Below are 18,930 nucleotides of genomic sequence, written 5' to 3' on the forward strand. Positions count from 1 at the left end.
GGCCCTGACCTATTGCATCGGGCGGGAACGGTCCAGTCAGAGCTTGTCAGGGGGGCTGGGATCGCGCAGATCGACCATCGGGCAGCTTTGCCCGCCGCTGCATCCGCCGCACCCCGCACAGCCCCGCGCGGCCCCGCGGCGGCGGCGGCGCAGCCCGCGGGCAAGACCCCCCAGCGCCACGACAAGCGCAAGGCCGATCAATCCGTATTCCAGAAGCGTGATGCCCGCCTCCTCGCCAAGACTGATGGCAGGTGTATCTGTCATGGCCGTTCCTCCGCCGGGATGGCTTTGGACAAATGCAGCCGCGGCTTCGGCAAGGCCACCAGCAACAGGAGGGCCAGGGCGCCGAAATAGACCCCCGTCATGGTTTGCATTCCGCTCAGCCCCAGCCAGGTGCCGACGGTAAAGGTCAGGCTTGCCACACCAAGCCCCAGAATCGTCGGAAAGACGATCGAGAAGACCATCCACATGTAGCTTTCGGTCTGTACCCGCACCATGATGACAGTCGCCAGGCAGGGTGGGTAAAGCGCGAAGAACAACATCAGCGCCACCGCCGACAGGGCGGTATAGCCCTGGCTGTTCTGCGCCGTGCCCATGCGTTGCTCCAGCGGGACGTTTTCCCCGTCATCCTGATCGAACAGAACCCCCAGCGTTGCCACGCTGCTTTCCCGCGCGGCGAAGGACGCCAGAAGCGCAACGTTGATCTTCCAGTCGAAATCCGCAAAGCGTGTCACCGGCTCCAGCCCCCGCCCGACATGGCCCAGCAGGCTGCTTTCGATCCGGTCTTCCCGCATTTCCCGGCGCAGCGTCGTGCGGGTATTGACCAGGTCCCGCAATGCCTGCGCCGCGGCCCGTGCCTCCGGCGCGCGGGAGCGCAGGACAAAGGGCACGAAGTCCGGATGACGTGCGGCAAAGCGATCGTCGAGGGCCTGCGCGGCGGCACGCCCACCGGCGTTCAGCCTTTGCGCCCTGTAGGCGCTATACGCATTGACGAGATCGACGAGATCCCCTTGCGAGGCCACCGCCCCAAGGTGCGGGTTGCCCGAGAGCGCATCGTAGAACCCTGCGATGGCGGTCTCCGCCTGTTGCCGGTAGTCTGCCTGCCGCTCCGCCGGGACGCCGGGGAATTGCAGCAGCACATAGATCACCACCGCAATCGCCACCACAACGGTGCCGACCTTCTTGATGTAAAGCCACGTCCGGTCGAACGCTCGGCGCAAGACGCCGGTGATCGTGGGCAGGTGATAGTTTGGCAGTTCCATCACGAAGGGCGCGGTTTCCTCGTTCCGCAGGACCGATACGGTCAGCAGTTTCGCCACCAGAAGCGCGGCGATCACCGTGATGGTGGAAAGGTAAAACAGCATCAGCCCCTTGGTTTCAGGGAAGTAGATGTTGATCAGCAGTGTGTAGAGCGGGATCTTGGCCATGCAGTTCATGAACGGCACGGTCAGGATGGTCGCCATTCGCGCCCGGTGATCGGGGATGCCTTTCGTCGCCATCACGCCGGGCACGGCACAGCCCCCTGCGAACACCCCGGCCAGAATAAAAGGCAGGGTGGACTGACCATGCAGCCCGAAGCGGTTGAGAATGCGATCCAGGATGAACGCGATGCGCGCCATGTAGCCGGAATCCTCCAGAACCGCGATCAGCGCGAACAGGATCAGGAAGATCGGCACGTAGTTCAGCAGCGTATTGGCGGAATCCACCATCCACAGCCCCAGGGACCGGACCTGCGGATCGTACAGAAACCCCGCATCCGGCAGAACCTCGGAGGCAAGGTTGCGAAAGCCTGCGAGAACCGGCCAGGTCACCTTGGTCAGTTCGTAACCCTGCACGATGGAAAGCTGATAAATGGCCCAGACCGTGGCAACCAGAAACACCGGCGCCAGCCATCGGTTCAGAAGAAAGCGGTCGATCCGCTCCGACAGCGGGACCTGACCGGCCTTGGTGTCGGCAACGCAGGTGGTGACGATATCGCCCGCCAGCCGGTCTCGGGCGGCACCGACTTGGTCGGCGGCCTCACTTCCCGGTCCGAAACCGCGGCGCAAACGGTGGGCGAGGTCCAGTAACGGGCGCGGGTTTTCCAGCCGGTCGCACAGCAGTTTCGCCGCCTCGGAATCATCCTCCAGCAGCTTGACCGCCAGCCAGCGCGCGGACATGTCGCGCAGGGCGGGCTGTTCGGCCACGGCCCGCTGCACCTCACCCACGGCCTCCTCCAACGGGCCGTAATTGAGCGTCGCCGGACGCGACGCACGCGCCCCCGCAATGGCGATGCGCAAAGTCTCCACCCCCTGCCCCTTGCGCCCGACCACGGGCACCACCGGGACGCACAGGCGCTTTTCCAGCACGGGCAGGTCGATCTGCAACCCGCGCTGTCCGGCCACGTCCATCATGTTGAGGGCAACGACAACGGGACATCCCATTTCCAGAAGCTGAAAGGTCAGCGGCAGGCCACGGCGCAGGTTCGAGGCATCCAGCACGTTGACGATCACGTCCGGACGGCCTTCCAGCAGGAACCGGCGGGCGACGCGCTCCTCCAGTGAATAGACCGTCAGGGAGTAGCAGCCGGGCAGGTCCACCACCTCGACCCGCCGGCCGTCATGTGTGTAGCTTCCCGATTTCTTGTCCACGGTCACGCCGGGATAGTTGGCGATGTGCTGAGACAAGCCGGTCAGCATGTTGAACAGGGTGGATTTTCCAGCGTTCTGCTGGCCCGCCAGCGCGACGACAAGCCGGTCAGACATGCTCGACCTCGACCTGGGCGGCCTCGCGCCGGCGCAGAATTATGAACGTATCTCCGACCTGTAATTCGATCGGATCGCGCAAAGGCGCACTGCGGATCACGGTGACCTCGCGGCTGGGATGCAGGCCCAGATCCATCAGCCGCTGGCGTATCGGGCCACATCCCAAAAGCCGCGAAATCCGGCAGGTCGTGCCCGGCGCGGTGTCGTTCAGACTGCGGCCCGGACAGGCCGCGCATGGTCCCTCCGACCAGCCGCGCCCGTGACGCCTGCGCCCCCCCCCCTTGCCCATACCCCAGCCTTTGTGCCCGAATTCACCGTTTCCCATTGCCTGTCCTGTCATGTCCTGCCGAAGGTCGGTCAAAAGCCCCCGGAACGGCCTGTGCCGTCCGGGGAAGGGGTCTGCCACGATGGCCGGCAGACCCATGTGCCTAGTTCAGGTCATATGCCTTGATCCAGATCACGGCGTCCTGGCTGAGCGCCTTGCCCTCATGTTCCGTGTCCGGGCCGACCCCCAGCGCGGCGAAACCCCAGTGACCGGCCTTCGGAACACCGAAGGTGAACACGCCGTTTTCATCGGCAATCGCCACGATCGCGCCCCCCGGCATGGGCCCCGCCGCCACCGCGGAAACGGTGTTGGTCTGGGTATCCGGCTCCGCGGCAAGGTATTCGATCTCGATCTCCGCGCCGGCCACCGGCGCGCCGGCGGAAAGCACCCGCCCGGAGAAGGTCGACCCGGCGATCACATTCGTCGGCTTGTTCAACGGCACGATCTCCGCAGGCAGGCCCAGCGGGTCGTTCCAACCCGTGGGAATGCCGCCCTTGTTGAGGAAACTCTTGGTGAATTGCTGGATGTAGATGTCCTCCGAGCCTTCGTAATACGGCGTGGGGACGACACCCAGGATATAGTCGCCGTTGCGCTTGACCGGCAGGGTCACCTCATAGGCCTGTGCCGCATTCTGCGCGCCGGTAAACGTGATCGGCGTCAGGGACTCCGACAGGTCGTGGCGTTCTCCCTTGAAAACGTAAAAGACATCCTCGGGCTGGCCGATGTCCATCGCATGACCGTTTTCCATCGGATGCCAGAAGATCAGCTTGACCGGAAGCCGGGCAGGTGCCTCCAGATTCGCCTGCCCCGTATAGGCCAGTTGAAAATGCGCCAGTGCCGGGGTCACGCCCGCAAGGGTGGCGGCAAGAAGGGAAAATGTCAGGCGGCGCATCAGAAAATCTCCCCGGACGGGATCTCGATCCTGTGGCCTTCGCCAGCATCGAACAGCACCGTGTAGGGGCCATCGGGGATACCGAAGGTGAACTCGCCGTTGTTGTCGATCTTGCCCTCGACCAGCACCGCGCCCGCCCCGTCGATCACCGAAATCATCGCCCCAGAGGCCGAAGACCCGTCGGAAAATCCACCTTCGCACAGGGCCGTGCCATCGCCATTGTCATAACAGGCGCAAAGCGGCGTATGTGCCTGTACCGCGCCGGCCAAACCAAGGGCAATCGCCCCGGCTGCGGAAAGAGAAAGAAGCTTGGTCATGGGGTCCTCATCGCTATTGGACAGAAACGCCCTGGCTATGGCTCGGGCATGAACGCCTTCAGGCCTATTTTGTCCTACAAAAATAGTCAAGTATTGGGCCTGCGACCTTCTGACCTCCCCGGACTCGGCACCCTCTTGACCTTCCAGTGACTGGAAACACTACCTGACAAGGACAACGATCCCAAGGAGTCGACCATGACACACGCGCAGCCCCTTCGCCTCTCGGTCGGGTCAATGAACTGCGCCGCTTGTACGGGCCGGGTCGAAAAGGCCGCCTTGTCCGTGCCGGGTGTCTCGGACGTGGCGGTCAACCTTGCCAGCGGCACGCTACAATTGCGGATCGCGCCCCCGGCAGACACCGCGCGAATCGCGCAAACGCTCGATGACGCCGGCTACCCGGTACGGCGCGCGCAAGCGACCCTGACGGTTTCGAAACTGAACTGTGCCTCCTGCGTGGGACGCGCGGAAAAGGCCCTGACCGCCCTGCCCGGCGTGCTGGAGGCCGCCGTGAACCAGGCGACGGGCCGCGCAACGGTCCGCTATGCGGAGGGCGCCCTTACCCCGCGCGACCTTGCGCAAGCCGTGACACAGGCGGGCTACCCGGCGGAGATTGCGCAAGCGGCCCGGCCCCATACCCACCATGACGATACCCCCGCTGCCCTGCGCAGGTTTCTCATCGCGGCGGCGCTGACCCTGCCGGTTTTTGTGCTGGAAATGGGCGGGCACCTGTTCGGCTGGCAGGGGGGACAGCCAAGCCGGATCGTACAGTTCATCCTGACCAGCGCGGTTCTTGTGTGGCCGGGGCGGGCGTTTTACACCACCGGCTTTCCCGCGCTTTTCAAGGGCGCACCGGACATGAACAGCCTTGTCGCACTCGGCACTTCCGCGGCATATGCCTATTCTGTCGTTGCAACATTCCTGCCGGACCTGCTGCCAGAGGACGTTCGCGTGGTCTATTACGAAGCGGCGGCCGTGATCGTTTCCCTGATTCTGCTTGGCCGTTTTCTTGAGGCCCGCGCAAAGGGCCGCACCGGCGCGGCAATCGAACGGTTGATCGGGCTTCGACCCCGCACCGCCCGCATCCTGCGCAACGGTACGCCCGAGGATGTGCCCCTGGAGCGGGTCGTTTCCGGCGATGTGATTCTCGTCCGCCCGGGGGAGCGCATCGCCGTGGACGGGGAAATCATCCACGGAGAGTCCCATATCGACGAAAGCATGATCACCGGAGAGCCGCTCCCCGTGGCCAGGGGCATGGGCGACGCGGTAACCGGCGGCACCGTGAACGGTGCGGGCAGCTTCCGCTTCCGCGCGACCCGCGTCGGCGCGGACAGCACGCTGGCCCGGATCATCCGCATGGTCGAGGAGGCCCAGGGCGCGAAACTGCCTATTCAGAGGCTGGTGGACCGGATCACCCTGCGCTTTGTCCCCGCCGTTCTGATCGTCGCGGCGATCACGGTTGCGGCATGGCTGATTTTCGGCCCGACCCTTACCATGGCGCTGGTGGCCGGGGTTTCCGTTCTGATCATTGCCTGCCCCTGCGCGATGGGGCTTGCCACGCCCACCTCGATCATGGTCGGCACGGGCCGCGCGGCGGAAATGGGCGTCCTGTTTCGCAAGGGCGATGCGCTCCAGCGACTGACCGGCGTGCGGACCGTCGCTTTCGACAAGACCGGCACGATCACCGAAGGCCGCCCGGACCTGACCGACCTGCATCTCGCGCCGGGGTTCGGACGGGCACAGGTGCTGGGTCTTGTCGCAGCGGCGGAATCCGCCTCGGAGCACCCGATCGCAGCGGCGCTGATGCGCGCGGCGGCGGCCGAAGGCCTGCCCCCTGCACAGCCGGAAGAGTTCGATCCCCTGCCCGGCTACGGGCTGCACGCCCGCGTCGCGGGGCACAGGGTGCTGGTCGGCGCGCAACGCCTGATGGCACGGGAAGGGATAGAAACCGCTCCCCTTGCAGAGGTGGAGGCCAACCTCGCCCGGCGCGGCCGCACGGCGGTGTTCGCTGCCGTGGACGGGCAGTTGGCCGCCGTTCTGGCGGTCTCCGACCCGGTCAAGCCGACCAGCCGCGCAGCGGTCGCGGCCCTGCACGCGCAGGGACTGAAAGTCGCCATGATCACCGGCGACAAGGCGGAAACCGCCGAGGCGATCGCCCGCGAGACCGGGATCGACACGGTCGTTGCCGGCGTTCTGCCCGATGGCAAGGTTGAAGCGGTGGAAACCCTGCGCAACACCGGCCCGGTGGCCTTCGTCGGGGATGGCATCAACGATGCCCCCGCGCTGGCCTCTGCGGATGTCGGCGTGGCAATCGGCACCGGAACTGACATCGCCATCGAATCCGCGGACGTGGTCCTGATGTCGGGGGACCTGCGCGGGGTGGTGAACGCTTTCGCCGTGTCCAAGGCCACGATGGGCAACATCCGACAGAATCTGTTCTGGGCTTTCGGCTATAATACTGCCCTGATTCCTGTCGCTGCCGGGGTATTTTACCCGCTGCTGGGGGTTTTGCTGTCGCCGGTTCTGGCGGCCGGTGCGATGGCGCTGTCGTCGGTCTTCGTCCTGTCGAACGCCCTGCGCCTGCGCCGCCTGGCCCCGGCCATGCCAAAGGAGGCCACATGAATATCGGAGACGTCGCCCGACGCTCGGGCCTGCCCGCGAAGACCATTCGCTACTACGAGGAAATCGGCCTGATCGCCCCCCTGCGCGGGGCCAACGGATACCGCAGCTTTCGCGAAAGCGACTTGCACAAGCTGGCGTTCCTTGGCCGCGCGCGGTCCCTGGGCTTCAGTATCCAGGACTGCCGCGGCCTGCTGAAGCTTTACGAAGACCGGGACCGCGCCAGCGCGGACGTAAAGCGCATCGCACAGGAGCACCTTGCCCGGATAGAGCGGAAAATCGGCGAGTTGAGCGACATGCGCGACACGCTGGGGCATCTCGTCTCCTGCTGTGCCGGGGACGACCGGCCCGACTGCCCGATCCTGGCCGACCTGGCCGCCGCACCCGACAAGTCGGGTTGACAGGCCCGCGCGGGCGCGTATAAGCAGCCCAGTCCCGGCCCGCGTGGCCGGGTTTTCATTGGTGTTGGTGGCCCCCGCAAGGGGATGCCTGTCAGGCTAGGCCAAAGGACAACGCCCTTCATCGCCGCGCTTGCGGCACCTGACGAAGGAGATCAGCCGTGACCAAACGCACGTCTGCCAAGTACAAGATCGATCGCCGGCTGGGCGAAAATATCTGGGGGCGCCCGAAATCCCCCGTGAACCGTCGCGAATACGGCCCCGGCCAGCACGGTCAGCGCCGCAAGGGCAAACTTTCCGACTTCGGCATCCAGCTGCGCGCCAAGCAGAAGCTGAAAGGCTACTACGGCGACCTGACGGAAAAACAGTTCCGCCGCATTTTCGCGGAAGCCGAGCGGGTGCGCGGCGACACCGGGGAAATTCTCATCGGCCTGCTGGAACGCCGCCTCGACGCTGTCGTGTATCGTGCCAAGTTCGTACCGACGATCTTCGCCGCACGCCAGTTCGTCAACCACGGCCATGTCCTGGTGAACGGCAAGCGCGTCAACATCCCCTCCTACCGCGTTCAGGAAGGCGACGTGATCGAGGTTCGTGAACGTTCCAGGCAACTGGCCTGCGTTCTGGAAGCCGTGCAACTGGCCGAACGCGACGTCCCCGATTACATCGACGCCGATCATTCCAAGATGACCGCGACTTTCGTACGCACCCCGGCACTGGGCGATGTGCCCTACGCGGTGCAGATGGAACCCCATCTGGTCATCGAATACTACGCGCAGAACTGATCCGCGTTTTTCCGGAATTCAGGGCCCGCCGCAACTGCGGCGGGTCTTTTCATTGCCGGCAATAGCTCTGGGACGCGGTCCACCCGGCGATGTCGGCCCGCTTGACAGCACTGTGAAACGGGCCCCAATCGGCCGCGATACCGCGCATTCCCCGTGACACGACCCCGTCCCGCGGCACGGTATGGGCCGCAATGCGTACCGCGCAGGACAGGTTCAGCACCCCATCCTTGAGGGCCATGCCGCTTTTCGCCGCACAGCCGTACCCGCGCGCGGTCGCCGGCGCGATCTGGACCAGCCCGAACCAGCGCCCGCCGCCGCCCACGGCGGCAGGGTTCCACGTGCTTTCATGCTTGGCCAGCGCCGAAAAAAGCCCCGCCCAGAATGCCCGCCGCTGGGCGGGGCCGGCCTCCGGGTAGGCCGGACAGTAGGTCGCGATATCGGCGGGAACCACATCCGTCAGCACCGCCCCGTGACCTTCCAGCGCCGCCAGCGTGGCGTTGGTCCAGTCTTCGGCCTCGGCACGGTGGTCCCAGCGCATCTGCGGGCGGATCGGGTCGCTTCGGGTGGACAGGCCGGGTTCTGCGGAGCAAGCCCCCAACAGCAGGCAACAGACAAGGGCACGCAGCATCGGAACCTCGTTTCCATGAGTGCGCGCATGGTGACAACAAAGCCTTCGCAATGCAACGTGCAGCCCCCCCTATCGGCGAATCCCCGCACGCGGACTTGCCCCCCGGCGGCACGTGCCATAGAACGCATTCCGACCCCAAAGAGGACAAGAAGATGCTCGACCTCAGCTACAAAGCCCCAGACCCAAAGGTGATTGCCGGCGCCAGGTCGGATTGGGAACTTGTCATCGGGCTGGAGGTCCATGCGCAGGTTGCCAGCGAGGCCAAGCTGTTCTCGGGTGCCTCGACCCGCTTCGGCGCGGAGCCGAACTCCAACGTCTCCTTCGTGGATGCCGCAATGCCGGGCATGCTGCCGGTCATCAATGAATTCTGCGTGGAACAGGCGGTGCGCACCGGGCTGGGCCTGAAGGCGCAGATCAACCTGTTTTCGGCCTTCGACCGGAAGAATTACTTCTACCCGGACCTGCCACAAGGGTACCAGATCAGCCAGCTCTACCACCCCATCGTCGGCGAGGGCGAAGTGCTGGTGGACATGGGGCCCGGCATTGCCCGCAAGGTAAGGATCGAGCGTATCCACCTGGAACAGGACGCTGGAAAATCCATCCACGACATGGACCCGAACATGTCCTTCGTGGATCTCAACCGCACGGGCGTCGCATTGATGGAAATCGTCTCCCGACCCGATATCCGCAGCCCGGAAGAAGCCGCCGCATATGTCGGCAAGTTGCGCCAGATCCTGCGCTACCTGGGAACCTGCGATGGCAACATGCAAAACGGCAACCTGCGCGCAGATGTGAACGTTTCCGTCTGCCAGCCGGGCGCCTATGAGGCATACCGTGAAACCGGCGACCATTCGGTGCTGGGGACGCGCTGCGAGATCAAGAACATGAACTCGATGCGTTTCATCCAGCAGGCCATCGAGTATGAAGCCCGCCGCCAGATCGCGATTCTCGAAGACGGCGGCGAGGTGGTGCAGGAGACCCGTCTCTACGACCCGGACAAGGGCGAAACACGCTCCATGCGATCCAAGGAAGAGGCGCATGACTACCGCTACTTCCCCTGTCCCGACCTGCTGCCACTGGAGATCGAGCAAGCCTGGGTGGACAATATCCAGGCCAGCCTTCCGGAACTGCCGGACGAGAAAAAGGCCCGTTTCGTCACCGAATTCGGCCTGACCGAGTATGACGCCGGCGTCCTGACCGCGGAAACCGAATCCGCCGCCTATTTCGAGCAGGTGGCCCGGGGGCGCGACGGCAAGATCGCCGCGAACTGGGTCATCAACGAACTGTTCGGCCGTCTGAAAAAGGACGACCGGGATATCATCGAAAGCCCGGTCAGCCCCGCACAGCTGGGCGGCATCGTCGACCTGATCGCCAAAGGCGACATTTCCGGCAAGATCGCCAAAGAGTTGTTCGAGATCGTCTACACCGAAGGCGGCGACCCGGCAAAAATCGTGCAAGCGCGGGGCATGAAGCAGGTGACCGACACCACCACCATCGAAAAGGTCGTGGACGAGATCATTGCAGCCAACCCCGCACAGGTTGAAAAAGCCAGGGGAAACCCCAAGCTCGCGGGTTGGTTTGTCGGACAGGTCATGAAGGCCACCGACGGCAAGGCCAACCCAAAGGCGGTGAACCGGATCGTGGCGCAAAAACTCGGCTGACAGGCGCGGCTTTTGCGTTTGCCCGCCTGTCCCGCGCGGCCTAGTCTCCGACCGTACAAAGATGGAGACAGCACATGGATACAAGCTGGGAAGCGCGGGCCGAAGCCGCCTCGTTCTACGGGTTTACCGATCTGCCGTCGGTTCACCAACGCGGCACCGTGGTTCTGACCCACGGACAGGGGCCGTATGTCGTGGATACCAACGGGCGGCGCTACCTTGATGCCAATTCCGGGCTGTGGAACATGGTGGCCGGGTTCGACCACCCTGGCCTGGCCGCCGCCGCCAAGGCGCAATATGATCGCTTTCCCGGCTACCACGCGTTTTTCGGACGCATGTCCGACCAGACCGTAACGCTCAGCGAGCGGCTGATCGAAGTCTCCCCGTTCGAAAGGGGGCGCGTTTTCTACACCAACTCCGGGTCCGAGGCCAACGACACCCTCATCAAGATGCTGTGGTTTCTTGCCGGAGCCGAAGACCAGCCGCAACGGCGCAAGATCCTGACCCGCGCGAACGCCTATCACGGGGTGACGCTGGGCGCGGCCTCGATGACGGGCAAACCGTACAACAGCGTCTTCGGCCTGCCGCTGCCGGGGTTTCTCCATCTCACCTGCCCCCACTACTGGCGCGAGGGGCACGCGGACGAAAGCGAGGCCGCATTCACCGCCCGCATGGCCCGGGAACTGGAAGACACCATCGCCCGCGAGGGGGCGGACACCATCGCCGCCTTCGTCGCTGAACCCGTCATGGGGGCGGGCGGGGCCATTCCGCCCAGCGCGGGATATTTCCAGGCAATCCAGCCGATCCTGAAGAAACACAGTATCCCGCTGATCTCGGACGAGGTCATCTGCGGCCTCGGCCGCACCGGCGAGGTCTGGGGCTGCGAAAGCTACGGCTTCATGCCCGATGCAATCATCAGTTCCAAGGTGCTGACGGCGGGGTACTTCCCCATGGGGGCGGTGATCCTTGGACCGGATCTGGCGGACAGGCTTCAGGCAGCCTCCGAAACGGCCGAGGAATTTCCCCATGGCTTCACCGCCTCCGGCCACCCGGTGGGCTGTGCGATCGCTCTGAAAGCCATCGACGTTGTGCTGAACGAAGGGCTGCTGGACAATGTCCGCACGCTGACCCCGCTGTTCGAAGAGGGCATGGCCCGGCTGGCCGAACACCCCAATATAGGCGAATGGCGCGGCAAGGGCCTGATGGGCGCGCTGGAGGCCGTGGCCGACAAGGACACCAAGACCCCCTTCCCCGGCCACCTTTCGGTCAGTGAGCGCATCGCCAACACCTGTACCGACCACGGGCTGATCTGCCGTCCGCTGGGGCAATCCATCGTGCTGTGCCCGCCTTTCATCCTGACGTCAGGGCAGATGGACGAAATGTTCACCAAGCTCCAAGGCGCGCTGAACGAGGTCTTCTCGAACCTCTAGACCCGATGATTCGCGCGGGCGAGCAACCCGACCGCCACCAGCCCGACGGCGCTGACCAGCAGCGCCGCGGGCGCCGCGTCGCCCAGGTTCTCCAGCGAGGCCTTTTCATACACCCGCGTCGCCAGCGTGTTGAAATTGAACGGGCGCAGCAGCAGCGTCGCGGGAAGTTCCTTCACGCAGTCCACGAACACCAGCAACAACGCCGTCCCCACGGAGGGCCGGATCAGCGGCAGGTAGACCGAGGTCAGCGTTCCCCGTGCCGTACGCCCCAAGGAGCGCGCGGCCATCGGCAGGCTGGGGGTGATCCGTCCCATCGCCGCATCCGCAGCCCCTTGCCCGATCGCAAAGAAACGCACCCCGTAGGCGAAAATGATGGCAAAGGCGGAACCGGTCATCAGCAAACCGGGATCATAGCCGAAAAGGCGTTCCATTCCATTGGCCAGCGCATTGTCCGCCGCCGCCATCGGAATCAGCAGCCCGACCCCCAGAACCGCCCCCGGCGCGGCATACCCGATGGTGGTTACCGGCAGCAGAAGTTTGGGCAGGGTCCGTCCGGTCAGCCGCACCCCGTAGACAAGAAAAAGCGCCGCCGTCACCGTCCCTGCCGCCGCCAGCCCACCGACCATCAGCGTGTTCCACAGGGCCTGCGCCAGTCCCGGATCAAGCCAGCCTTCCGCCGAAAGCGCATGTGAGGCGATCACCCCCACCGGCAGCACGAACCCCAGCAGCACGGGTAAGGCGCAAAGGACCGTCATCGCCCAGCCCCGCAGACCTGCGACCCACACCGGCTGGATCGGCCGGTGCTGGCGCGCCAGGTTGTGAAACCGCAGGTTCTTGCGGCTGACCTTTTCCAGTGCGGCCAGCGCCAGGATCAGCGTCAGGATCACCACCGCGATCTGCGCCGCGCCTCCGGCATTGCCGCTTTCCAGCCAGACGCTGAAAATGCCCGCCGTCAGCGTCTGAACGGCAAAATACTCCACCACGCCGAAATCGTTGACCGTTTCCATCATGACGATGGCCGCGCCGGCCGCGATCGCGGGACGCGCCAGCGGCAGCCCCACCCGCCAGAAAAGAGCCGCGGGCCCTGCACCCAGTGCCCGGGCGACCTCATAGGCGCAGCCGGATTGCTCCCGGAAGGCGGTGCGCGAAAGCAGGTAGACATAGGGATAAAGCGCCGCCGACAGCACGAGAATCGCCGCCCCCCGAGACCGGATTTCCGGGAACCAGTAATCCCGCGCGCTGTCCCATCCGAAAAGCGCCCTCAGCCCCGTTTGAACCGGCCCGGCATATTCAAGGAAATCGACCAGCGCGTAGGCCCCGACATAGGCCGGTATCGCCAGCGGCAACAGCAAAAGCCACTCCAGCCAGCGCGAAAACGGAAAACGGTACATCGCCACCAGCCAGGCCGCGCCGGCGCCCACCCCCGCCGACAAAAGCGCCACCCCGGACATCAGAACGACCGTGTTCGAAAAATAGCGGGGCAACGTGGTCCGAATCAGGTGTGGCCAGACGTTTTCAACCGGGTTGAGCGCCATCCACAGCACCGAAACGATCGGCAACAGCACGCCCGCCGCGATTGCAACGGCGCCAAGGGACCAGGGGTCCGGCAGGCGCAGTCCTCCCCGCGCAGGAATCCGAGCGTTTCCGTCAGTCATGCGGGCGGCTTATCTCAAAGCGGTTTTACTGTCCAGAAAACACGATATAGGTAAGAGCACCCAGAACGGATTACTTGCAGCATGCAGATTGCTTTTCACATTGGCGCCCACTGCACCGGCGGAGATCGCCTGATCAAATCGTTGCTTCGAAGCCGGGAAGAACTTTCCAAACAGGATATTTCCGTCCCCGGTCCCAGCCGCTATCGCCCGATTCTGCGTGAAACCATGGGGGTTCTGCGCGGGGAAAAGGCCTCTGCCGAAATGCAGGAGACCCTGCTTGACGCGATCATGGACGAAGACGACCCAAAGCGCCTGATCCTGTCGAACCACAACTTCCTGGCCCCGCCGCAAAAGGTACTGGCGCAGCACACGCTGTATCCAATGGCCGCCCAGCGCGCCGACTGGATGGCCCGGGTGTTTTTCGGCACGGAGTGCGAATATCACATGGCCATCCGCAATCCTGCCACCTTCGTCCCGGACCTGTTCGCCTTGTCCGGGGAAAAGGATTTCGGCGGTTTCATCGCCGGAGCAGACCCTTTCCGCCTGGCCTGGTCCGACACGGTGCGCCGCCTGCGGCTCGGCACGGGCGACAGCCGGATCGTGATCTGGTGCGAGGAAGACACACCGCTGATCTGGCCCCGCATCCTTGAGGCCGTTTCGGGCTGCACCCCCGGAACGCGGCTGGAAGGGGAAAACGACGTTCTCCATACGCTCATGCACCCGATCGGGATCAAGCGCATGTTCAATCACATGCGCCGCAACCCGCCCGAGGACGAGGCACAGCGCATCCGGACCACCAGCGAATTTCTTGAACGGTTCGCAAGAGCCGAACTTCTCGAAACGGAAATCACCCTGCCTGGATGGACGCAGCAGGTCATAGACCAGTTGACCGACCGCTACGAGGACGACCTTGAGGTGATCGCGAAAATGGAGGGGGTCGAATTCCTGACCCCCTGACATTCACAGGCTGTCCCCGAAATCGGCGCGGAACCGGGTTACCAGTTTTTGCTGCCAGTCCGAAACCGGCGCAAGACGCCCATAGAAAAAGCGCAGGATTTCGGGTTCTTCGGTAAAGACCAGTCCGCCGACCAAATGGCGGTTCTGGTACAACCAGTCGAGCCGGTCGATGGCGTATTTCACCTGGGAGAGCGTGAAAACCCGGCGCGGCATGGCCAGACGCAGCAACTCCATGTTGGCCAGCGGCTCCGATCCGTCCGGGTTGCGCTGCTCTGACAATGTCCCGCGTTCCATCCCCCGAACCCCGGAGGCAATGTAAAAGGCCGCGGCCAATGCCCCCGCAGGATATTGCGCCTGGGGCGCATGGTCGAGGAAACGCATTGCATCGACATGGCAGCCCAGCCCGCCCGCAGGCGTAATGACCGGAATGCCCCGGCGATCCAGTTCCCCTACCATGTAGGCAATGAACTGAGGTCCCTGGCTGATCATGTCCTCATCCATGGATTCCTCGAGTCCGACGGTCAGCGCCTCGATTTCGCACACGGACATGCCACCACAGGTCAGGAAGCCCTCATAAAGCGGGACCAGAGCACGCACCTGCTCGTAGAGCGCGCCGTCGCGGATACAGATCGCCCCGCCCCGCGCACACCCCAGCTTCCGGGCCGAAAAATAGATCACGTCACACAGATCCGCGACCCGGCGGGTGCTGTCGCGGATCGCCAGACCCTTGCAAGCCTCTTCGCGCACTTTCAGAAAGTAAAGGTTGTCGGCCAGAAGGCTGGCATCGTAAACCAGTTTCAGCCCGTGCCGATCACAGACGGCGCGCACGTCAGTCATGTTTTGCAGGGAAACCGGCTGGCCGCCGATCAGGTTGGTGCCGGCCTCCATCCGCACAAAGGCGATCTTCCCGGCGCCGTGGGTGGCGATCAGGCTTTCCAGCTTCGCCACATCCATGTCCCCTTTGAACGGGTCGCTGGAGGTGACCTCCAGCCCCTTGTCGGCGATGATTTCCTCAATGGTTCCGCCGTTAAGGACGATATGCGCCTTGGTGGTGGTAAAGTGACAATTCATCGGCACGACGGTTCCGGGCGTGACCATCACCTGCGCCAGGATGTTTTCGCAGGCGCGGCCCTGATGGGCGGCAGGATATGTGCCATACCGAAGATGTCACGCAGGCGGGTTTCCAGCCGGGTGTAGGTGGCCGAACCGGCATAGGCGTCGTCCGCCACCATCATTGCCGCCACCTGCCGGTCGCTCATCGCGTTGACCCCGCTGTCGGTCAGCATGTCCATGAACACGTCACGGTTTTGCAACAGAAAGGTATTGTTCCCCGCCCCGGTCATGGCGTCCTGCCGGACCTCAACCGCAGGCAGGTTCAGTTTCTGGACGACACGCACCTTGTGCATCTCAAGCGGCAAGGTCTCGCCGCTGAAAAACCGCACCTTCGACATTTCATGCACCTTTTGATTGAATTTCACATTCAGTATGCATGGGGTTGTGCCCGCCTCTGCAAGGGGCGGCACTACGTCAAACAGGCATGCGGAAATCAGTGCAGGATCAGCCGCCCGGCCGGTGCGGCGGTAACTTCTCCGATCTCGCCGACCAGGTCGAACCCGTGTTGCGCGAAAACGCCCCGGACCGCATCCACCGCATCGGGGGCACAACTGACCAGAAGGCCGCCGCTGGTCTGGGGATCGGTCAGCAGGGCACGCTCGGTCTCGGGAAAGTCCGCGGGCAGATCGATCCGGTCACCATAGCTGGCCCAGTTGTTGTGCGACGCCCCGGTGGAAAACCCCTGGGCAAGCAGGTCGCGCACGCCCGCCATCACCGGCACGCGCGCCCAGTCGACCTGCACCCCGCACCCCGAGCCGCGCGCCATTTCCAGCGCATGCCCGGCCAGGCCGAAACCGGTGACATCGGTCAGGGCGTGCACGCCCTCCAACGCCGCCAGGTCCGGGCCGGGCGTGTTGAGCCGCGTGGTCGTGGCCAGCATCCCGGCATAGGCGGCGGGGGGCAAAGCGCCCTTTTTCAGCGCCCCGGCCATGATCCCCGTGCCCAAGGGCTTGCCCAGCACCAGCCGGTCCCCCGACCGGGCGCCGGCATTCGTGCGCACGCGATCCGGCGCGACGATCCCCAGCGCGACGAGGCCGTAGATCGGCTCGACCGAGTCGATCGTGTGCCCCCCCGCGATCGGGACCCCCGCGCTCTTGCAGGCGGCTGCCCCCCCTTCAAGGATACGTGCAATCGTGGGCCTGGAAAGCTTGGCCAGCGGCATCGCCACCAGAGCCAGCGCCAGGATCGGACGCGCCCCCATGGCATAGACATCGCTTAACGCATTTGTGGCGGCAATACGCCCGAAATCAAACGGGTCGTCGACGATGGGCATGAAAAAATCCGTTGTCGCCACCAGAGCCTGCGCATCGTTCAGACGGTAGACAGCAGCATCATCGGAGGTTGCCGCCCCCACGATCAGATCTGCCGGCACCGGCAACGCGATGGTATCCGCCAGCAGTTCTGACAAAACACCGGGTGCGATCTTGCATCCGCAGCCGCCCCCGTGCGAAAGTGAAGTCAGGCGCGGATCACGGGCTGGGGCAAGCATTTCGGAAATCTCCTGTCAGATGGTAGCGGGGTTCTGGCCCCGCCCCCGCAGGCTGTCAACAGCGCTCTGGGCTATCGGCCACCAGCACCCGAGACCACCATCCCGATGGACCACAGGCCAATCATGCACTAACTTTCAAACCGGACCACCCAAGAGGGGCAGACCATGCTGAGTGGCCGTTGGAAAGTCAAATTATCGAACTCCATTGGAACGTTTTCGAACAGTTTAGTCTCCCACCCAGAACTTTTGGTGGTACCCCGTTCTGGGGCGCAACCGGTGAAGATATAACGCAAATGCTGACAGACTGGTGTCCGAACTGTGTCGAGGATCGATAATGCATAGTTTGGTTCGCTCTTTACCCAGACACGCTGTGAATCTATTCTTGGTGAGCATAGCAAACACTATTTTTTTTATGCTCCCAAGTATCTCTATTTTTCAAGGGTTACCAGCGGATCAGTGGGTTGAAGTGTTCCAGTTCTCAGTGCTTGTAACAATAGGCGGTTTTTTGACCATTGCACCCGGTTACCTGATATTCATTGGGTTGATAAGGTTGCCAATGTTTTATCGTGCGTTACACCCGTGGGATATACTGTTTGGGTGCTTTGTTATCTACTTAATAGCACAGTGGATTCTCCCTTTGGGGTATGAAGTAAATATAACACTTTTCCCCCATGCAGACAAAATTCTGGCAATTGGCAACATTGTCCTCTTTGCGGCACTAAATCGCAATGCCCTTGCCTCGCGCGTTGATCGAGCCCCAACGTGAAACGCCTTCTCTCCCTCCTTCTGATCTTGCAGCTGGCCTTTGCGCCGATCCCCCGCGAGGTGCAGAATGATCATGAACCTTGATGATGCATTGTTGTTCTATGCAGAACGCGAAGAAAAGTTTGCATCGTTTGGTGCAACCATACTGAAACGCCGATCTCGTCAACTGGACGGCCTCAACGCTGTTGTCGAGAAGTTGGGTTTGCCTGCTAGCTTTGCCCGCTGCGCTGATGAGTTGTGCATGGAGAGAGTATCTTTAGGGTATTTTGACTTGTGCCCTGGCGATCCAGAAAGTCTCTGTAGCTCTCTTTTGGCATTAAATGGGGATACTAGGAATCCTAGTTTACCTGACAATTTGCTTAGCGTTGCTGGGTTTGATGCAGATATCATTGCAGTCGCCAAAGGTGAACCGCATCATGTAAATGGCACGGTGTTTTATGTTGACGTAACCAGTTCACCCATTCCGCAGGTCACGGCCATATCCGATAGCTTTTCTGACTTTCTAGTTCTGGCGAGCGCATTGGATCAGGTCATTCTTGAGGGGCGCGATGACCCTGAAGCTGCGATCAACCAATTGGCATTAAACCTCGGATACGCTGGCTATGCTGATAAGTGGCAGTTGATCGCGAGCATGGCAGTTTAATCACTTCGCCTCAGGTTCGACATAGTTCGGCATATGGATAGCGCAGTGCTTTGATCCGTCATTTGCATTGACAATTTGCCCGTTTGCGATGTCACACCACCCGGCATCTGTGTCTTGAGCTATGCGGTTTACGGCTTGGGTGAAACTGCCCTGTTCGATGTTTGCTTTGGCGAAGTAGAATGCGCCGCCACCGGCGAGTCCTGCGCTGATCAGCATCGCTGCCGCCAGCGTGGCCCAGTCCCATTTTGAGCGCTGGTCTCTTTCTTCGAGACTGCCCGCGATGGATCGTAGGTTTGCGTTTGTGAGTGCGAAGGCTTTGGTCTGGGCTTCGAGGTTTTGGGCGGTGTTCTGCAACTCGCGATCCCGCGCGGCGTTGATGTCCAGCGCGCGTCCGAACCGTTGGGTTATGTCGCCCATGAATGCGTAAGCGCTGTCACCGCGGCACGCCTGTTCAGCTTGACGGGTTGAAGTTCCATGGCAGGAGCTCGTCGATCCTGCTGGCGGGGTGACCGGCGGTG

The 18,930-nt window shown here is 63.1% G+C and carries 16 protein-coding genes and 1 pseudogene; 7 read left to right on the forward strand and 10 right to left on the reverse strand.

Annotated features, from left to right (window positions below):
• Positions 1 to 36 precede the first annotated feature (36 nt).
• The 5 genes from C8N32_RS09730 to C8N32_RS09750 are packed head-to-tail and all read right to left on the reverse strand — an operon-like array spanning position 37 to position 4,278.
• Positions 37 to 264 carry a FeoB-associated Cys-rich membrane protein gene (locus C8N32_RS09730; protein ID WP_107892794.1) on the reverse strand — a complete coding sequence of 76 codons (228 nt, stop codon included), beginning with the start codon at positions 262 to 264 and terminating at the stop codon, positions 37 to 39.
• On the reverse strand, positions 261 to 2,744 hold the full coding sequence (gene feoB / locus C8N32_RS09735; protein ID WP_107892795.1) for a ferrous iron transport protein B: 2,484 nt from the start codon (positions 2,742 to 2,744) through the stop codon (positions 261 to 263). Before feoB ends, C8N32_RS09730 begins: the two co-directional genes overlap by 4 nt.
• Positions 2,737 to 3,168, reverse strand: a complete 432-nt coding sequence (locus C8N32_RS09740; protein ID WP_201132406.1) for a FeoA family protein — start codon at positions 3,166 to 3,168, stop codon at positions 2,737 to 2,739. Before C8N32_RS09740 ends, feoB begins: the two co-directional genes overlap by 8 nt.
• A gap of 4 nt (positions 3,169 to 3,172) precedes the next feature.
• The gene (locus tag C8N32_RS09745) at positions 3,173 to 3,961 is read right to left on the reverse strand and encodes a DUF4198 domain-containing protein (RefSeq protein ID WP_107892796.1); all 789 of its coding nucleotides are present in this window, start codon (positions 3,959 to 3,961) and stop codon (positions 3,173 to 3,175) included.
• Positions 3,961 to 4,278 carry a carboxypeptidase-like regulatory domain-containing protein gene (locus C8N32_RS09750; RefSeq protein WP_107892797.1) on the reverse strand — a complete coding sequence of 106 codons (318 nt, stop codon included), beginning with the start codon at positions 4,276 to 4,278 and terminating at the stop codon, positions 3,961 to 3,963. Before C8N32_RS09750 ends, C8N32_RS09745 begins: the two co-directional genes overlap by 1 nt.
• Positions 4,279 to 4,473: 195 nt before the next feature.
• On the opposite strand from C8N32_RS09750, the gene C8N32_RS09755 reads away from it, so the two are divergent.
• The 3 genes from C8N32_RS09755 to rpsD all read left to right on the forward strand — a co-directional run bounded on the left by C8N32_RS09755 (position 4,474) and on the right by rpsD (position 8,074).
• On the forward strand, positions 4,474 to 6,897 hold the full coding sequence (locus C8N32_RS09755; RefSeq protein ID WP_107892798.1) for a heavy metal translocating P-type ATPase: 2,424 nt from the start codon (positions 4,474 to 4,476) through the stop codon (positions 6,895 to 6,897).
• Positions 6,894 to 7,295 carry a Cu(I)-responsive transcriptional regulator gene (gene cueR / locus C8N32_RS09760; RefSeq protein ID WP_107892799.1) on the forward strand — a complete coding sequence of 134 codons (402 nt, stop codon included), beginning with the start codon at positions 6,894 to 6,896 and terminating at the stop codon, positions 7,293 to 7,295. Before C8N32_RS09755 ends, cueR begins: the two co-directional genes overlap by 4 nt.
• Positions 7,296 to 7,453: 158 nt before the next feature.
• Positions 7,454 to 8,074 (forward strand): 30S ribosomal protein S4, encoded by a 621-nt coding sequence (gene rpsD / locus C8N32_RS09765; RefSeq protein ID WP_107892800.1) that lies wholly within the window; start codon positions 7,454 to 7,456, stop codon positions 8,072 to 8,074.
• A 49-nt stretch (positions 8,075 to 8,123) separates the two neighbouring features.
• On the opposite strand, the gene C8N32_RS09770 is transcribed toward rpsD, so the two are convergent.
• Entirely contained in the window at positions 8,124 to 8,702 is a 579-nt protein-coding gene (locus C8N32_RS09770) for a transglycosylase SLT domain-containing protein (protein WP_107892801.1), read from the reverse strand.
• Between the two features lie 152 nt (positions 8,703 to 8,854).
• Between C8N32_RS09770 and gatB the strand changes: the two genes are divergently transcribed.
• Complete coding sequence (gene gatB / locus C8N32_RS09775) at positions 8,855 to 10,363, forward strand: Asp-tRNA(Asn)/Glu-tRNA(Gln) amidotransferase subunit GatB (RefSeq protein ID WP_107892802.1); 1,509 nt, start codon at positions 8,855 to 8,857, stop codon at positions 10,361 to 10,363.
• A 74-nt stretch (positions 10,364 to 10,437) separates the two neighbouring features.
• Positions 10,438 to 11,790 (forward strand): aminotransferase, encoded by a 1,353-nt coding sequence (locus C8N32_RS09780; RefSeq protein ID WP_107892803.1) that lies wholly within the window; start codon positions 10,438 to 10,440, stop codon positions 11,788 to 11,790.
• Here the strand turns inward: C8N32_RS09780 and C8N32_RS09785 are convergent.
• Positions 11,787 to 13,445 (reverse strand): ABC transporter permease, encoded by a 1,659-nt coding sequence (locus C8N32_RS09785; protein ID WP_107892804.1) that lies wholly within the window; start codon positions 13,443 to 13,445, stop codon positions 11,787 to 11,789. The two genes, C8N32_RS09780 and C8N32_RS09785, sit on opposite strands and share 4 nt — an antisense overlap.
• 81 nt (positions 13,446 to 13,526) lie before the next feature.
• On the opposite strand from C8N32_RS09785, the gene C8N32_RS09790 reads away from it, so the two are divergent.
• Positions 13,527 to 14,402 (forward strand): hypothetical protein, encoded by an 876-nt coding sequence (locus C8N32_RS09790; RefSeq protein ID WP_107892805.1) that lies wholly within the window; start codon positions 13,527 to 13,529, stop codon positions 14,400 to 14,402.
• A gap of 3 nt (positions 14,403 to 14,405) precedes the next feature.
• Here C8N32_RS09790 and C8N32_RS09795 read toward each other — a convergent pair.
• Together C8N32_RS09795 and selD are read right to left on the reverse strand one after the other, a co-directional pair.
• A pseudogene (locus C8N32_RS09795) lies at positions 14,406 to 15,853 on the reverse strand (tryptophanase).
• A 95-nt stretch (positions 15,854 to 15,948) separates the two neighbouring features.
• Complete coding sequence (selD, locus tag C8N32_RS09800; protein WP_107892806.1) at positions 15,949 to 17,004, reverse strand: selenide, water dikinase SelD; 1,056 nt, start codon at positions 17,002 to 17,004, stop codon at positions 15,949 to 15,951.
• An 832-nt stretch (positions 17,005 to 17,836) separates the two neighbouring features.
• On the opposite strand from selD, the gene C8N32_RS09805 reads away from it, so the two are divergent.
• Positions 17,837 to 18,412 carry a hypothetical protein gene (locus C8N32_RS09805; protein ID WP_146159701.1) on the forward strand — a complete coding sequence of 192 codons (576 nt, stop codon included), beginning with the start codon at positions 17,837 to 17,839 and terminating at the stop codon, positions 18,410 to 18,412.
• Here the strand turns inward: C8N32_RS09805 and C8N32_RS15330 are convergent.
• A partial coding sequence (locus tag C8N32_RS15330; RefSeq protein WP_244905913.1) for a hypothetical protein occupies positions 18,413 to 18,930 on the reverse strand: 518 nt, incomplete at its 5' end. It lies immediately after the preceding gene.

Source organism: Rhodovulum imhoffii (assembly GCF_003046545.1).
Taxonomy (GTDB): Bacteria; Pseudomonadota; Alphaproteobacteria; order Rhodobacterales; family Rhodobacteraceae; genus Rhodovulum; species Rhodovulum imhoffii.

What these genes read in the sequence shown, in the direction of transcription:
- C8N32_RS09730 (WP_107892794.1), bottom strand. Translation starts at nt 264, where the DNA reads ATGACAGATACACCTGCCATCAGTCTTGGCGAGGAGGCGGGCATCACG.
- feoB (WP_107892795.1), bottom strand. Translation starts at nt 2,744, where the DNA reads ATGTCTGACCGGCTTGTCGTCGCGCTGGCGGGCCAGCAGAACGCTGGA.
- C8N32_RS09740 (WP_201132406.1), bottom strand. Translation starts at nt 3,168, where the DNA reads ATGGGTCTGCCGGCCATCGTGGCAGACCCCTTCCCCGGACGGCACAGG.
- C8N32_RS09745 (WP_107892796.1), bottom strand. Translation starts at nt 3,961, where the DNA reads ATGCGCCGCCTGACATTTTCCCTTCTTGCCGCCACCCTTGCGGGCGTG.
- C8N32_RS09750 (WP_107892797.1), bottom strand. Translation starts at nt 4,278, where the DNA reads ATGACCAAGCTTCTTTCTCTTTCCGCAGCCGGGGCGATTGCCCTTGGT.
- C8N32_RS09755 (WP_107892798.1), top strand. Translation starts at nt 4,474, where the DNA reads ATGACACACGCGCAGCCCCTTCGCCTCTCGGTCGGGTCAATGAACTGC.
- cueR (WP_107892799.1), top strand. Translation starts at nt 6,894, where the DNA reads ATGAATATCGGAGACGTCGCCCGACGCTCGGGCCTGCCCGCGAAGACC.
- C8N32_RS09770 (WP_107892801.1), bottom strand. Translation starts at nt 8,702, where the DNA reads ATGCTGCGTGCCCTTGTCTGTTGCCTGCTGTTGGGGGCTTGCTCCGCA.
- gatB (WP_107892802.1), top strand. Translation starts at nt 8,855, where the DNA reads ATGCTCGACCTCAGCTACAAAGCCCCAGACCCAAAGGTGATTGCCGGC.
- C8N32_RS09780 (WP_107892803.1), top strand. Translation starts at nt 10,438, where the DNA reads ATGGATACAAGCTGGGAAGCGCGGGCCGAAGCCGCCTCGTTCTACGGG.
- C8N32_RS09785 (WP_107892804.1), bottom strand. Translation starts at nt 13,445, where the DNA reads ATGACTGACGGAAACGCTCGGATTCCTGCGCGGGGAGGACTGCGCCTG.
- C8N32_RS09790 (WP_107892805.1), top strand. Translation starts at nt 13,527, where the DNA reads ATGCAGATTGCTTTTCACATTGGCGCCCACTGCACCGGCGGAGATCGC.
- selD (WP_107892806.1), bottom strand. Translation starts at nt 17,004, where the DNA reads ATGCTTGCCCCAGCCCGTGATCCGCGCCTGACTTCACTTTCGCACGGG.
- C8N32_RS09805 (WP_146159701.1), top strand. Translation starts at nt 17,837, where the DNA reads ATGATCATGAACCTTGATGATGCATTGTTGTTCTATGCAGAACGCGAA.